This is a genomic window from Companilactobacillus bobalius (assembly GCF_009764355.1).
Map to the genome: position 1 here is coordinate 94,693 of NZ_LNUA01000029.1, position 15,489 is coordinate 110,181.

At 35.6% G+C, this 15,489-nt stretch carries 14 protein-coding genes; 3 read left to right on the forward strand and 11 right to left on the reverse strand.

The window, feature by feature from the left end; translation table 11 throughout:
• Positions 1-26: 26 nt before the first annotated feature.
• From ATN92_RS04235 to ATN92_RS04270, 8 genes are all read right to left on the reverse strand, one after another.
• Positions 27-1,019 carry a sugar kinase gene (locus ATN92_RS04235; protein ID WP_056954918.1) on the reverse strand — a complete coding sequence of 331 codons (993 nt, stop codon included), beginning with the start codon at positions 1,017-1,019 and terminating at the stop codon, positions 27-29.
• An 11-nt stretch (positions 1,020-1,030) separates the two neighbouring features.
• Positions 1,031-1,765, reverse strand: coding sequence for a 2-dehydro-3-deoxy-phosphogluconate aldolase (gene dagF, locus ATN92_RS04240; RefSeq protein ID WP_056954920.1), 735 nt, complete (start codon positions 1,763-1,765; stop codon positions 1,031-1,033).
• A 1-nt stretch (position 1,766) separates the two neighbouring features.
• Complete coding sequence (locus ATN92_RS04245; protein ID WP_056954922.1) at positions 1,767-2,864, reverse strand: DgaE family pyridoxal phosphate-dependent ammonia lyase; 1,098 nt, start codon at positions 2,862-2,864, stop codon at positions 1,767-1,769.
• A gap of 1 nt (position 2,865) precedes the next feature.
• A complete protein-coding gene (locus tag ATN92_RS04250; RefSeq protein ID WP_056954924.1) occupies positions 2,866-3,978 on the reverse strand; it encodes an amidohydrolase/deacetylase family metallohydrolase in 1,113 nt (370 codons plus the stop codon).
• Positions 3,979-3,983: 5 nt separating this feature from the next.
• Positions 3,984-5,069, reverse strand: coding sequence for a DUF871 domain-containing protein (locus ATN92_RS04255; RefSeq protein ID WP_056954925.1), 1,086 nt, complete (start codon positions 5,067-5,069; stop codon positions 3,984-3,986).
• Positions 5,066-5,332, reverse strand: coding sequence for a hypothetical protein (locus ATN92_RS04260; protein WP_056954927.1), 267 nt, complete (start codon positions 5,330-5,332; stop codon positions 5,066-5,068). The genes ATN92_RS04255 and ATN92_RS04260 overlap by 4 nt, the downstream gene beginning before the upstream one ends.
• Positions 5,333-5,348: 16 nt before the next feature.
• Positions 5,349-6,626 carry a PTS sugar transporter subunit IIC gene (locus ATN92_RS04265; protein WP_056954929.1) on the reverse strand — a complete coding sequence of 426 codons (1,278 nt, stop codon included), beginning with the start codon at positions 6,624-6,626 and terminating at the stop codon, positions 5,349-5,351.
• A 71-nt stretch (positions 6,627-6,697) separates the two neighbouring features.
• Entirely contained in the window at positions 6,698-7,393 is a 696-nt protein-coding gene (locus tag ATN92_RS04270; RefSeq protein ID WP_056954931.1) for a GntR family transcriptional regulator, read from the reverse strand.
• 236 nt (positions 7,394-7,629) lie between these two features.
• Here ATN92_RS04270 and ATN92_RS04275 point away from each other — a divergent pair, with 236 nt between their 5' ends.
• Positions 7,630-7,830: a hypothetical protein gene (locus ATN92_RS04275; RefSeq protein ID WP_056954934.1), complete on the forward strand. Its 201-nt coding sequence runs from the start codon at positions 7,630-7,632 to the stop codon at positions 7,828-7,830.
• A 56-nt stretch (positions 7,831-7,886) separates the two neighbouring features.
• On the opposite strand, the gene ATN92_RS04280 is transcribed toward ATN92_RS04275, so the two are convergent.
• From ATN92_RS04280 to ATN92_RS04290, 3 genes are read right to left on the reverse strand one after another with little or no spacing between them, the layout of a single operon-like run.
• Positions 7,887-9,260, reverse strand: a complete 1,374-nt coding sequence (locus ATN92_RS04280) for a glycoside hydrolase family 1 protein (protein ID WP_082604611.1) — start codon at positions 9,258-9,260, stop codon at positions 7,887-7,889.
• A gap of 12 nt (positions 9,261-9,272) precedes the next feature.
• Positions 9,273-10,565 carry a glycoside hydrolase family 125 protein gene (locus tag ATN92_RS04285; RefSeq protein WP_411762957.1) on the reverse strand — a complete coding sequence of 431 codons (1,293 nt, stop codon included), beginning with the start codon at positions 10,563-10,565 and terminating at the stop codon, positions 9,273-9,275.
• Positions 10,566-10,589: 24 nt separating this feature from the next.
• Positions 10,590-11,306 carry a GntR family transcriptional regulator gene (locus ATN92_RS04290; protein ID WP_056954938.1) on the reverse strand — a complete coding sequence of 239 codons (717 nt, stop codon included), beginning with the start codon at positions 11,304-11,306 and terminating at the stop codon, positions 10,590-10,592.
• 157 nt (positions 11,307-11,463) lie between these two features.
• Between ATN92_RS04290 and ATN92_RS04295 the strand changes: the two genes are divergently transcribed.
• Both ATN92_RS04295 and ATN92_RS04300 read left to right on the forward strand, forming a co-directional pair.
• A complete protein-coding gene (locus ATN92_RS04295) occupies positions 11,464-12,810 on the forward strand; it encodes a PTS sugar transporter subunit IIC (protein WP_056954939.1) in 1,347 nt (448 codons plus the stop codon).
• A 15-nt stretch (positions 12,811-12,825) separates the two neighbouring features.
• Positions 12,826-15,447, forward strand: coding sequence for a glycoside hydrolase family 38 N-terminal domain-containing protein (locus ATN92_RS04300; protein ID WP_056954941.1), 2,622 nt, complete (start codon positions 12,826-12,828; stop codon positions 15,445-15,447).
• Positions 15,448-15,489: the final 42 nt, after the last annotated feature.

Below are 15,489 nucleotides of genomic sequence, written 5' to 3' on the forward strand. Positions count from 1 at the left end.
AAATCATTAGAATCCATCGGCCTTTTTTAGCGAATTAAATCATTAGTTCCTTTATTATCGAGATAATTAAATATATCTTGTTTTTCAAAGATTGGTGAATCATTCATGGAAGCCTGTGCCAATACTGAGTTGGCTATCGCAAATTCTAGAGTATCCACAAAATCCCATTTTTCCAACAGACCAGTAATCACTCCACTGGCAAATGCATCCCCGCTGCCAATTCGATCCAGAATATTCAATTCCTTGGGAGATGATTCATAAATCTTATCGTGATGAAATAGGAAGCCCTCAAAATACTTCTTATCATCTACAAAAGTTCGTCTACTTCCTGCAAAAAAACTAATTTGGTAATCTTGGCAAAATTGTTGATAGAGTTTCTTCTCATCTGTCTCTTGATAATCCAACAGATCTGTTAGGTCTCTTTTACTGCCAAAAATGGTATCAACATAAGGCAGTATCTCTTGATAACGTGCTTTCATTGCTTCGTGTGTATTATTCTCATTTAGACTCATTCTATAGTTGAAATCAAAACAAACGATTTTTTTCATTTCATGAGCCATTTTGGCAAGTTTCAGTGCTGCTAACCGAGTTTGTTTTGTCAAACTAAGAGCTATCCCACAAATATGAACAATATCTACTCCGGCTAAAGATTTTTCAAAACTGTAGTCTTCAACTGACATTTGACTGAAAGAACTCGACAATCGATCTTGATACGTGACACGTTCTGGCCGTGCTCCCTGTCCTAATTCAACGAAAAAGCTTCCCATACTTTTACCTTGATAGATTATTTTATTATCGCAAATACCCAATTTTCTTAAATCTGCGGCGGCCTTTTTACCAATCGGATTATCCGGAAGAACCGTCAAAATTGAAGTATCATATCCGAAATGGGCCAGGCTGCTTAGTAAATTAACACCCGTTCCCACAGTGGTTATATGTAAATTATCACACTGCTCCAACATCATTTTGTCAGCTACAGTAAAGCGCAACATGACTTCACCAAAAGCTAATATATGCATTTTTCAACCTCTTAGAATTTCTTAATTATTTCATAGAGCTTAGCAACGTCCTCTGGTCTAGTATTGCCTGTTTCCTTATCGATAATTGAACTGTATACGTGCGGAATAATTCTCTTTACACCAGCATCAACTGCAATTTTAACGATTTCTTCAAAGTTGTCTAAAGTGATACCACCAGTTGGTTCAAGATCAAAGTCGTTTTCGGCACAAGCTTTAGCTACTGCTTTAAATTCTTCTTCGTGGGCCAAACCTTTCATTGGGAAGAATTTAATAGATGATCCACCCATGTCTTTTAGCAAAGCAATGGCAGTTTCGATCGGTACTTCTGTTGGCGTTGTTTGACTACTTAAAGGACCAGTAGCAATATTGACTACGCCAACTTTTCCAGTAGGTGAAACCAAACCATTGATAATGGTTTCGTGTTGTCCAAGTGCTTCTCTAGTTGAACCTACACCTGTGAAAACTTGGTTGACGTGTTGAGGTTGAATAACTTTAGAAACACGAGTTACCATGCCACTTTGTTTAGGATCACCGGCACCAAGACCAACAGAAACAGCGTTGTTGATTTCAGCTTTATACAACTTCATATCTTCAATTGCGGCTTCATCACTAGGATAATTTTTAGTCAATACTCCTAAAACGACGTGTCCTTGCGCAGCTTCATAACAGTCTTTGGCATTTTGAACTGAATTAGCTAAAACATTTAAACAAATTCCGTTTTCTAAATAATTTGGTAGTAAAGTCATTTTATTTTCCTCCGAGGATTTCTTTTAGTCTTGAAATAATTTGTTTCATTTCTTCTGAATTAACAGATCTGATATCAAATTCGATAATACCTTCATTAACGCGATATTCACGTGCATAAATAGCAATTTCACCGTTACGTAATTGGTCGCAGATCTCTTTAGCAGTTAATTTACCAACTGGTTTGACGTCAGCACGATAAATGTCTCGGCCAGCTCCATCTTGAACAATCTCAACTTCAACATCGGGTAACTCAGATAAATCTTTAACAAATGGTTCTAATCGTTGAATCATCTGTTTGCCTGTTTCCGTGCCTTCTTCAAGATACTTGGTGATTGCGGCAGTTAATCCGATAATATTTTCCTTACCGATCTTCATACAACGACCAATTCCGGCACCTTGCATGCGAGCCCATCTGATATACTTCTCTTTTCCAAAGATGGCTCCTGATGCTGGACCTTCAATAGCTTTGGCACCACTGTAAATCACCACATCAGCTCCCATCTTGATATATTTCAACATGTCCTCTTCAGCTGCAGCGTCCAGAACCAAAGGTAAGTTGTGACGATGTGCCACTTCGATAGCTTCGGGAATCGACAACATACTCTTTTGAACCGTGTGATGACTCTTGATGTACAACACAGCCGCAGTTTGATCATTTATCTGCATCTCAATGTGTTCAGGTTTACACATATTGGCATAACCGGCTTGAACCATCTTAGCTCCAGCCACACCAAGCATGACATCTACTGGCGTTCCATAATCGACATCGTGTCCCATAGGAAGGATTACCTCACGTTTAGTAATTTTTTCAGTGTAGGGATGATATAAGTGATATTTACTTCCTTGACCGATGATACCGGCAATAGTTTCCGCAATTCCGGCTGAAGCTGAATTCACTACCAATGCATCTTCACTGCCGATTAATTTAGCTAAATATTTACCCGTTTGGACTGACAAATCAGCCATTTCAAAGAAATTTTGGGCTCCCAATTTTTGAGCCGCAACTACGTCATCTGAAACTTTCGAGACTCCTAGAATAGTCATTTTCCCATCGGCATTAATTACGTGTTTTAGATTGTATTTCTCATAAATATCCATCTTAATCTCCTATTGAATATAATTGACCGCCGACAACACTGTAAATTGGCTCTACTAAAGTATCAGTCGTACGTTTATTTCCATTAGAATCAGTTAACTCTTTCTTACCTTTTTTCACATTGAAGATTGTGATATCAGCGTCTTTACCAACAGCCAGTTCGCCTTTAGAAGTTAACTTGTAATTCTTGGCTGGGGCAGTTGTGATCATAGGTAAAACTTGTTTTAATTGATAACCAACATAAAGCATCTTCTCGATACAAGTAGCCATGTTATAAACCGGACCATTTTCACGATTAGTATGGTAAATATCGGTACTCAAACTTTGTGGAATTATGCCATCTTCAGTAGCGATTCCTGCAGTACGGAAGTTAAAACTGTCAGTTCCGTGACCGATGTCGAAAATGATTCCCTTAGCTAAGCCTTCTTTGACGAATGGCTTAATAGCATCGTCAGAACTTACGATTCCATTCTCTTTACCATTGAAACAATGAGTCATGATATCGCCTTTATCCATTATTTCCATGACTTCAGATAAATCTGGTGGATTAGTTCCTACATGGACCATCAGTGGCAAATCTTTATTCAATTGTTTTTGAAATTTTTTGGCTTCAACTAAAGGTTTAACCCCATTACCAACAACGACGGATTTACTGATTCTGGCTTTCATGCCAATGATGAAATCAGGATAGTCATTGACTGCTTTTTGGAAGGGTTCGAATTGAATCCGATTCATATCGCCTAGTTCATCTTGAGCCAAGATACCGGTCTTTGAGATATTGATCATGGCGTAAACATTAGTTTTTTTACTTCTAGTTATTTGATAAAAATCACCGATATTGTCAGCACCAGTTGATCCCGCATCAATAACGGTTGTTACACCAGTGGTGTAGCCATCTTTGTCAGGATCATCGTAGTACAACGATAATTTTTCATAACAATGTGTGTGATCATCGATCCAGCCAGCACTAATATAAGATTCACCTTTTAGATCAACGATTGAGTCAGCCTCTACATCCAAGTGAGTTCCAATCTCTTTAATTTTGTCATCCACGATATACACTTCTAGTGGTTTATTATCAACGTCTTTCCCATTTTTGATATATATACTAGTCAATTTTTCTACCCCTCAAACTGGAACTTGTCCCAAGGTCCGATGTAATCCAATAAGAATAGTTCGTCTTTGGAAATTTCAGCAACTTTATTTTTACGAATATCTTTGTGAGCTTGCAATACAACTTGCAACTCATTTTTGTATTTACCAAAATCATCATTACCAATCACAACGTCACCACGTTCAAATTTATGAGTCGCCACGACTGGATTGTCATAATCTTTATATTTCTTACGAACTTCAGTTGAACGAATCACTAAATCAGTAATATCGCCTCGTCTAACGTGTTGATTGTTCAAAAGGATCTCTTGTTCAACTTCATTGATATCTTCTGCCAATTCAACGTCGAAAGTTATTTGATAACGATTCAAAGCACCTAATTTTTGTAATTCAGCTTCTGATGCATAGGCGTTTCCGATGATCACGCAGTCAATCAAGTTGGTTGCGAATAGATGTTTAGCTTGAATTTCAATTGGAAGATCACGATGCATTTCCAATGTTGGTAAGCCATCATTAATATCCCAAGGTCCAATCTTACCTGCTTGTGAAGTCACAAAAGCAGCTGTATCAATACCCTGATTCTTGAAACGTTGTGAAGCACTGATGAAGAAATCTAGCGGCAAACCTGTGCCCCGTTGAGGATAGAAGTTATGACATCCTTGGATAAAAGGTTTGTTAGCGGAATAACTCAAAATATTATTTAGATAAGCAACATCATTACTCATATTTAACTCAATATTCATTTTTTGAGGATTGAATGATAACAATGCTTCTTTTTGCCCATCAAATCCTTGATCAAGACGCAATGATTCCGCACCTAATTCATGGAAGAATGACAGATCATCATAAGAAATTCCTAACTGATCGAAAATATTAGGAGCAATATCAAGTGTTGTCGAGAAGCCTAAACCCTTGGCAAAATTGATCAGGTCACTGAATTTGGCGGCCACTTTTTCTTTACCTTCAGAAACTTCCAACATACTCATGAAAATTCTGCTGAAACCATATTTACTAGCTAATTCCAAATATTTCTTATCTTCATTCAAATCACTATGATCTGGATAAAGCGAAACGCCTAAAGTTCGTTTGGTCATATCTTTTTCCCTCTTTCCATCTTGGTAAATCCGTTCATATAGTAATTTGAAATCACAATTGATAAGTAAATCGTACTTAGAAGTACTAGGATAACGGTCTGTTTAATGAAGAAACTGATCACCGCAAATCCCAGAATCGTCAGTAGTGAAAATAAAATTAATTTTCCAGCTGATAATTTTTTTATAAATTTAGGCATGATGCCCTTTTGAACTGATACTTCACTCGCAATAAAAAATATTAAAAGGAATAGAAAAATAATCATATAATCACCTCTGAATTTATTCTTTTTCTAATTGTTGTTTTTCGAAGACTTTGAAGAATGGATAGTAAATTGCTAGATCAATCAAGAAGTTGACACAAGTTAAGATGAACGCCGGAATACTCCAGTTTGTACTCATCAAAGCACCTAATGGTCCAGGAACTGTGAACGGTAATCTCATCATCATCATTGGTACAACTCCGGTAATAGTTAAGATGTAAGATAATGTTCCGGTTACCAATGGTCCTACGATAAATGGAATACCCAAGATTGGGTTCATAACGATTGGAGCACCGAAAACGATTGGTTCATTAATATTGAATAGTCCAGGTAAGAAAGCTAATTTACCCAAATCTTTTAGATAAGCTGATTTTGAGAATAAGAACAATGTTACTAGAGCTAAAGTACCACCGGCACCACCGATCCAGATGAACCATTGTAGAAATTGTTCAGTGAAGATTGTTGAAAGGTGATGTGCACTAGTACCTGAAGCAAATTCTGTCATATTTTGAGCAATTGACATTTCCCAGAATGGTCTAACAATTGGATCCATAATAGCGGCACCGTGAATACCTAATGTCCAAAAACCTGTGATTAGGAAGATTGTTAGTAACCCACCGAAAAGACTGTTACCAACTAAGACCCCTTTTAGTGGCATTAGAATCATGCTTAAGAACTCTGCAATATTGAAACCTAACAAGTAACGTACGATCCAGAAGAAAAGTAAGATAAACGCAGCTGGAATTAATGCTACAAATGAATTGGAAACTTCAGGTGGAACTCCATCTGGCATTTTGATAGTTATGTTCTTTACTTTAAAGAAACGATAAATCTCGACTGTCAGTAATCCTGTAACGATTGAAGCAAATAGTGATGAAGCACTGAGATTCGCGATATTGATATATCTACCAGCATCAATTACACCTTTTACATTGTCTATAACGTGAATTGGTGCTGCTGTTGAAACAAGAAATGCTAAAACTGCTAAAACACCATTAGTTAATTTATCCAATTTATAACTTTCAGCTAGTGATGAAGCAATTCCAAATGTGGCATAAAGAGCTAAAATTCCGACCGTATATCGAAAAGGTATATCTAATATTTCTTTATAAGGCGATAACATATTAGCAACTGATTCGACCGGGATATTATTTATTAATGTGAAGAACGAACCCACGATAGTTAGTGGTAGTGTGGAAATAATTCCCTTTCTGATAGCCGTCATATGGCGTTGGTTACCCATTTTATTGGCAAACGGTAAAATTTTAGCATTTAAAAAACTTACTAGGTTATCCATTTCGTACCCTCCTTTTTTCAAAAACATCATAACATTATAATGTTATGATGTAAACGCTTAAATAAAGAGAATTAAATTTCATATTCAATCTCGTATGGCATTTTATTACTATCATATATAGAAATTGTATATTCAATTAAGTTTCCTTTATTATCATAACCACGTCTTATTCGCTTCAAAGCAAGTGATTCAGTTTTACCCAACAATCTCTGATCTTCTAAATTTAAATTAACCGCACTAAAAGCATCTTTAAAACTACTGATTTCGCGGCCACTATTTTTTAAAAATGTATAAAGTGATTGATTTTCAAGTTCTTCAATTTCATCCGGTGCCTTCAGCATAGGTAAGTAATGATTAACAACGATAAAGGGTTTGTCATTCAATGAATACAAACGTTTAATATATAAAATATTTTGATTCTTAAAAGATTCACTTAACGGAGTTTCGCTTGCATTGATTAATTCAACCTGAAGAATTTTCTTGGACAGAATCCCTTGCTCATTGACAATAGAACTGTATGATCTAGCTTTAGATAACTTGTTAAAAAGATTATTACTGATAACTCGAGTTCCAATACCACTTTTTTTGATTAAATAACCCTCAGATACCAACTGTTCAACAGCCTTTCTGACGGTGATTTTACTAACTTCATATTTAGTCTCTAATTCATTCTCAGTCGGTATTAAAGATCCAACTGCATAGTTCCCTGACAAGATATTTTTTTTAATGTCGTCGGCAACTTTTTGATACAAAATTTGTATTGCCATATAAATTTTTCTCCATCTTTAATATTTCTACCTTCATTATAGTATTTATTATAATGCTAGTTACATCCATTTATGAAAGCGTGTTCTAAAATAATTCAACGTATTTTCTAAAAATAACAATCTAAATTACATAAGTCAATGTTTACATTTGGTCATTTTCAAAACTAGCAACTCGTATTTTTGATACATCGGAGTTAAAATCAAATCAATAAATTTTTAAAAAGGGGCTGATTAGAGTGCTTGGTATTATCGTTGGACTATTGTTAATCATGCTCTCAATTTATCAGTTTTATGCAACATCTCGATCCTTTAAGAGTTTGAAAAAGGGTAATTATACAGATCCTTCACCTTTTATGCTCCCTACTTTGTGGACCAGTACCATAATTGCAATCTTCCTTGCTATTGCTGGTATTGGGACCATCATTATTCTTAAATAATCTTCAAGATAGTAAAAGATGCCAAACATTTCGTATATGTTTGACATCTTTTTTACTTAAAATCCATTATTTTCAACTAATTCTCTAAACCACAACCCACTCTTCTTTACAGTTCTCTTAAAATGATTATTCAAATCAACTCGATAAAAACCGTAACGATTTCGATAACCATTTAACCAAGACCAACAATCGTTGAAGGTCCACATATGATAACCAAAGCAGTTACTTCCAGCTTCAATTCCTTTATGTAACTGCTCTAGGTGCTCTTTGATAAAGTCTATTCGATATTGATCATTGATCATACCGTCATCATTCATAAATCTTTCTTCATCGGCGACTCCCATTCCATTTTCACTGACATACCAAGGAATGTTCTTGTAATCGTCTCGCATCATAATTGAAATATCGTAAAGTGCCTTAGGATAAATCTCCCAACCTCTATATGGATTGATTTTCTTATCTGGCCAGTCATATGGTTCATATAAATCTTCGGGCATTTTGGCTGGAACTTTAGGATTAGTTGGTGCTTGGACCCTTCTAGGTTGATAATAATTAATTCCAATAAAATCAACGGTATTTTCTTTAATATTTTGTTGATCGCTAGGTTCTACTTCTGGCAACAACTCGTTTTCACTTAATAGATCAACCAGTTCCTCAGGAATCTTTCCTAAAACGGCTGGGTCCAAAAAGCTACGTGTATTCAACAAATCTGAGGCTGCCTTAGCTTTTAGATCTTCACTGCTTTCACTTCTTGAATAGGCTGGCAACACATTCAAAATTATTCCGATTTTACCTTTAACCTTACTATCTCTGAAGGCTTTTGTAGCCATAACATGAGCCATCAAAGTATGGTAACCAACTTGAACAGCTTTTTTCATATCAACGATTGCTGGATAGTGAAATCCATACAAATATCCACATTCGACATGGACCATAGGTTCATTGAAAGTCGTCCAATCGTGAACTAAATCTCCAAATTGTTCAAAGGCCGTCTTAGCGTAGAATGCAAAATCATCTACCGACTCACGATTCTCCCAACCACCTTTTTCCATTAGCCACCAAGGCATATCAAAATGAAAAAGGTTAATTATTGGTTTAATATCATTGTCCAACATATCTTGGAAGTACGAACGGTAAAATTTGATTGCTTCAGAATTCAATGTTTTTCCATCTGGTAACAATCTGGCCCATGAAATCGATGTTCGATATGAGTTCATACCGATTTTCTTCATATCGAGAACATCTTCATGATACATTTCATAGGTATTAGAAGTATCACTTGGACCTTGATTGTTATTGAATTTTTCAGGATTCATTTCAAACCATTTATCCCAAATTGTCGCTGATTTACCGTTCAAAAGACTATGTCCTTCTGTTTGTGGTGCGGACGCTGCTGCACCCCAGAGAAAATTATTAGGAAATTTAAGCATTATCATCCCTCATCATTCTTTAATTTTATAGTCGAAATAATTCAAAAATAGTTCGCAATACATCATATTAGCCCACGAGAACCACTCACGAGTAAATTTATTAGGGTCATCAACATCGAAACCTTCATGCATCATGTTAGTACCTGCAGTTGTGGCTACCATATTGTTTAGAAGACGCTCTTTTTCATCTTTATCTGATTGCGTCAATCCTTGAATGGCAAGTGCAATATGCCAAATATAATTTTTGGGTGTATGAGGACTACCCAAGCCTTTGCCAAACTTTCCAGCATAATAATACGGATTTTCTGAACTCAAAATTGTTTTTCTTGTATTCAAATAGGTTGGATCATCCATGGCTGTGTAGTGTAAATAAGGTGTACTCAACAAGTTAGGGACATTACCATCATCCATAATTAAATAATGACCTAGGCCGTCAGTTTCATAAGCATAGATTCTCTCTCCAGCTTTATTTGTCGTTGTACCATACTTTTCAATACCATTCTTAACTTCTACTTGAATCTTCTTAGCTTGATTTACAATCTTTTTATCATCAAGAATCGTACTGAAAATGTCCTGAATATAGTCCAAAATAAGGACGGCAAACATATTAGCAGGTACCAAATATCCATATACACATGCGTCGTCGCTAGGTCTAAATCCAGACCAAATCATCCCTGTTTCTGCAACAGGCGAACCCATTCCATCGTTAATTAAAGTATCTTCTAATCTATCTTCATCACGTTCAAATCGATACTCCGATTTTTTAGTATGATGTTGTTCCGTTTCAAACACATTCAATAATTTTCGAATTCCACTTACAAAATTTTCATCAAATTGATCCGTTCTACCAGTATTTTTGTAAAGTAAATAGGCTAATTGAACTGGAAAACAGAGAGAGTCTATTTCAAACTTTCTCTCCCAGATCCAAGGTGTCATCTTAGTATGATCTTTGTGATGACCAGCATTATTAGGTTCACTGTTAAAAGCATTTGCATATGGATCATGATTCATATTGAAGAACTGACGCTTAACTACACCTCTAATAAAATCAGAAATTTCTGGAATTGCTTGTGCCATTACCAGATACGGACGTATCTGACAAGTTGAATCTCTTTGCCACATAGCAGGAATATCCCCTGTCAAAATAAATATGTCATTGTCAGAAATTTTTTTAACCGTTGTTTCCAAAGTATTTGCATAAGTCACATTAAAAACCTTTGCCCAGTCAGCATGACTTTGACTGGCTTTTTTTGTGATTTCGTCCATAAAATTTTTTACAGCCGGTGAAATAGTTTTCTGTTCCAAAATTTTATCCTCCAAACAATAAAATCACCATTGATCTGTACGGTGTACATCAAAAACAAATTTACTCTTCTCACTTAAGAAACTGGAATGCGAATATTCAAAAGCTCTACCATCTTGATCAAAGACAATCTGTTCAATCGTTAACACTGGATCATTGACTTTAATATTTAATCCCTGAGCTATTTCTTCGTCAGCACCCTGAGCATACACAATTCTTCGGGCATCCGTCATTGCTACTTTATGTTCTCCCAGAAAATCGTAGATAGACCCTGCTACGATCTTTTCATCCAGTGGAACGATACTAGTAGGCATTATCGTATGTTCATAACTATATGTCTTTTCATTTACAAATCGTTCTCGCTTTATTTCGTAAACCGGTTCGTTCCTTTTTATGGATAAATTTTTGCTTTCCTCTTCGGTTGGTAACCGTGCTCCAAAATCAATGACCTTACTAGTTACTTTTTGATCTCGATGGGAATATGTAACTCCGATAGGCATATCCAAGGGCAATAATTCATCACTCTTTTTTAAGGGTCGATTCCTTACATAGGTTCCTGAACCTTGTCTACTGACAATTAGTCCTTCATCCAAAAGTAGATTAAGAGCCTTTTTCAAAGTTAACCTGCTGACGTCATATTTCTCAGATAGAATTTCCTGAGTAGGAAGAGGCTTACCAGCTCTGTAATGATTCGTTAAAATATTATTTTTTATATCTGAATATATTTCTTTATATCTATACATATAACTACCTCTTGCACTAATTTGCTTAACCAAATTATATCATATTCAATAATTTGATTATACAAATTAATAAAATTCTCTTTACAAATTTTAATTAGCATATATAATTGGTTTTGAAAGTTAGCGCTTACTTAAAAAAATTGGAGGAACTACTACCATGAAATTTGATCTTGATAAATTCCAAGGGCCATTGCTAAAAATGTCTTCTTGGGTAGAAAAAAATACCATTCTTCAAGCCGTAAAGAATGCTTTTATTAGAACTATTCCATTTACCGTTGTTGGTTCATTCTCAAATTTGATCAAAATGCAAATTGACGCTTTGATCAAGGCTCAGAAAATCGACAACATCTGGTTAACAAATACAAGTAACCTATTTGGTTATCTTGGTACTGCTACGTTAGGCATTGTTGCACTGATCGTTGTTCTATCATCAGCTTACTCATATGCTAATGAATTGAAACGCAAACCCGCAAACAAAAACCTTAACCCTATTTTAGCGACATTATTAGCTTTAGCTGCTTACTTCATCATGGTTCCAAATAATATTAACTTTGCCGATCCTAAAGCAAAAATTGTCGAAGGATTCGCTACTTCATTTTTCAGTTATGAAGGTATGTTTACAGCTCTAATCGTCGGTATGCTTGCTGTATTCATGTATAACAAATTTTCACATAGTAAATTCACTATCAAAATGCCTGGAAACGTACCACAGAACGTCTTTGATTCTTTCTTCTCACTAATTCCAATTTCTGAAGTACTTTTGATTTTCGGTGTTGTTAGAATTGCTATTCAATCCCTTGGTTTCACATCATTAATTGAATTGATTTCCGTCGTAATTATCAAACCAATGTTAAGTGTTGGTACTGGATTACCTGCTATTATCGTTGTTATCTTACTAGAACAAATCCTTTGGTTCCTTGGTCTTCACGGTTTTAATATCGTTTGGGGTGTTGTTTCAGCATTCTGGCTACCTCTATTCTTACAAGACGTTGCTAAATTTGCTAAAACACAAAGTTTCGCCGGTATTTCTATTGCTCCTAATACTATGACTAACGTTTATGCCATGATCGGTGGTTCTGGTGCAACCTTTGGTTTAATTATCGCTATGTTGATTTTTGCCAAAAAAGGTGAGAAAGAACGTGAAGTTGCTAAACTTGGTCTTATCCCAGGACTATTTGGTATCAATGAACCAATTATTTTCGGTTTACCAATCGTTCTAAATCCAATTATGTTCATTCCATGGATTCTTGTTCCAGTTACCAATGCTGTAATCGCTTATGTAGTAACAAAAATTGGTTGGGTAGTTCCACTTGTTGTTCTAAATTCTGGTAATGAACCAATCTTCATTAGTACATGGATCTTAGGTGCCTTCCATCTAAGTCCAGTTGTTCTAACGTTTGTTCTTGTAGTATTGGATGTTATTATTTACTCACCATTTGTAATTATCAACCAAAGAAATGAACGTGAACAAGCACTAAAAAATGCTGAACCTGCAGCAGCCTAAGGGAGTTAATTTCAAATGAAAAAAGTTTATGCAATTGCACATACACATTGGGATTTCGAATGGTATTTTACTAGACAAGAAGCCCGAGTTCAGTTCGCATACCATATGGACGAAGTCTTAGATGCTTTAGAAAACAATGTTTTAAATTATTATTTACTAGATGGCCAAATGTCTATCGTGGACGACTATTTGAGTAGTTTTCCTGAAAAAAAGACAGCCATCAAAAAATTTGTCACCGAGAAAAGATTATTTATTGGACCTTGGTATACACAAATTGATGAAATGGTTACTTCTGGAGAATCAATTGTCCATAACTTAGCCATTGGTTCACAAATTGCCAATGATTTAGGTGGCGTGATGAAGGTCGCATATCTTCCCGACTCCTTTGGACAAGGTCAAGATATGCCTAAAATCTACAACGGATTCAATATTTACAGTGCTGTCTTCTGGCGAGGAATGCCTAAAGAGAAAAACGCTCGCTATTTCTATTGGAATAGTAACGATGGTTCCAAAGTTCTTACTGCCAATATAAAGAACGGTTATTACGCTGGTGTTCAACTAGTTGAGAATGATGACTTTAAGGATTTACTCGACCGTGTTAGTACCGATACTGAATCAGACGAATTAGTTCTACCTATCGGTGGCGATCAACGTTCCGTCGATTACAATCTTAAAGATAGAATAAATTTAGCCAATGAAAAACTATCTGATGAATACATTATTCGTGAAAGTAACTATCCTCAATATTTCGAAAACTTGAAAAAGGTCAAAAATCTGCCTGACTACTCTGGCGAATTCATTGATCCTTCAGCTTCAAAAATTCATCGTGGGATTTACTCTTCAAGAGCTGATCTCAAACAAATTTATGACCGATTAGAACGTCGTATGACTTATCAAGTAGAGCCATTAATGGCTTTAGCTAAGTCATACGGTATTGAACCAAAACAAGGACTTGTCGATGACATCTGGAAAACCATTTTTCGTGGACAAGCCCATGACAGCTCTGGGGGCTGCAACAGTGATAAGACCAATGACGATATCCTTCATCGTGCAAAAGTGGCTGATCAATTATCGTACTCAATTATCGATTACTTAGTTAGAAAATTAAGTATCTCCAAAAATTCACCATACGATATTTATCTTTGGAATCCACTTCCCATCGAAATGGATAAAGTCCAAACGATTCAAGTTTCCACTAAATCAAAGAACTTCAACATTCTTAATAACAATGGTCAAACTATTGACTATGATTTATTGAATCAAGAAATTCAAAATTCAGCTCCACTTCGTCGAAACACTGAAGAGAGAAAACAAGAACTTTATTACATCTCAACTATTTCAATCAAAACTACAATTAAGGCTACTAGCTGTGTCGGTTTTGACATTGAAGAAACTGACAATACCAATCATTCAGATATGAAATCTTCTTCAGATTTAATTGAAAATGACTTTTACCAAATCAGTTTTAAAGATCATCAATTAGACTTAACCAATAAACAAAACCACAAAGTCTACAAGAACTTCCTTTCCTTCGAAGATGGTGCAGATGCTGGTGATACTTATGATTATTCACCTGCATTCCAAGACTGGATTATCAATTTAGATTTCTCAGATGCTGATGTAAAAGTTGTTTCTGGGAAATATACAAATAAGATTACTCTCAAGGGCTCGTGGAAACTTCCACACAACTTGGATTCCAGAAAAGAAAAGATGCTTGATTCAACTTTAGAGTACAAACTAACTCTAACTTTGGAAAAAGGTTCAGAGACTATCAAGTATCAATTAGATACTGACAATCAAACTCTTGATCATCGTTTAAGATTAATTCTCAACACTAATGTAAATGCTAAAGCATCCTTTGCGGATACACCATTTGGTTTCATTAGTCGTCCAGTCGTCGATCCACATCTAAATGATTGGAAAAACATTGGTTATCATGAAGAACCAACTGCTATGAGACCCTTGATTCACTTTGCTAATATTCACTCAGATGATTCTAGTTGGTCATTTATTGGATTAGGCAGCAAAGATTTCCAAGTGGTTGGCAAAGATTTCAATAAACTAGCTATTACAATGTTCAGAGGCGTTGGTTACTTAGGCAGACCAGACCTATTACGTCGCCCTTCAGATGCTTCTGGATTAGAGTCAAAATATGTTGAAACTCCTCACAGTCAATTACAAGGTAAATATACATTTAAAGGTGGTATCATCGTTGGAAATGAATTCAACGTTGCCGACCTACAAAGACAACACTTACTGTTAACAACGACTCCCCTCTTTTACCAAAAACAGTCACTCAACAGATTTACTAATCCTTTAAGATACTTCATGGTGAATAAAGCCGTTAACTTCATGGATGAAGCCGAACAACTGATCAATTTAAATACTGATAAATTAGTTTTAAGTAGTTTAGCTCTGACAAAAGATTCGTCCGGATATGCTTTAAGAGTTTACAATCCAACGAATGAAACAATTGAACACGCTGGAACTGTTGAACTTGCCAAGAAAGCAGCCGTTGATAATTTAAATCTTAATTCAGAAGTCCTAAATACTTTGGAAACATCAACTACTGAATTTGAACTCAATGATTTCAAACCAGGAGAAATTAGAACTTACGGAATTTACTTTATTAAGTAGCGTTTTGAAGGAGTTAAATATGTTGTCCTCCAAAGTAATTAT

Bases quoted from the DNA above. Each gene is read 5' to 3' on its own strand.
- ATN92_RS04235 (WP_056954918.1), bottom strand. From the start codon at position 1,019: ATGCATATATTAGCTTTTGGTGAAGTCATGTTGCGCTTTACTGTAGCT.
- dagF (WP_056954920.1), bottom strand. From the start codon at position 1,765: ATGACTTTACTACCAAATTATTTAGAAAACGGAATTTGTTTAAATGTT.
- ATN92_RS04245 (WP_056954922.1), bottom strand. From the start codon at position 2,864: ATGGATATTTATGAGAAATACAATCTAAAACACGTAATTAATGCCGAT.
- ATN92_RS04255 (WP_056954925.1), bottom strand. From the start codon at position 5,069: ATGACCAAACGAACTTTAGGCGTTTCGCTTTATCCAGATCATAGTGAT.
- ATN92_RS04260 (WP_056954927.1), bottom strand. From the start codon at position 5,332: ATGATTATTTTTCTATTCCTTTTAATATTTTTTATTGCGAGTGAAGTA.
- ATN92_RS04265 (WP_056954929.1), bottom strand. From the start codon at position 6,626: ATGGATAACCTAGTAAGTTTTTTAAATGCTAAAATTTTACCGTTTGCC.
- ATN92_RS04270 (WP_056954931.1), bottom strand. From the start codon at position 7,393: ATGGCAATACAAATTTTGTATCAAAAAGTTGCCGACGACATTAAAAAA.
- ATN92_RS04280 (WP_082604611.1), bottom strand. From the start codon at position 9,260: ATGCTTAAATTTCCTAATAATTTTCTCTGGGGTGCAGCAGCGTCCGCA.
- ATN92_RS04290 (WP_056954938.1), bottom strand. From the start codon at position 11,306: ATGTATAGATATAAAGAAATATATTCAGATATAAAAAATAATATTTTA.
- ATN92_RS04295 (WP_056954939.1), top strand. From the start codon at position 11,464: ATGAAATTTGATCTTGATAAATTCCAAGGGCCATTGCTAAAAATGTCT.
- ATN92_RS04300 (WP_056954941.1), top strand. From the start codon at position 12,826: ATGAAAAAAGTTTATGCAATTGCACATACACATTGGGATTTCGAATGG.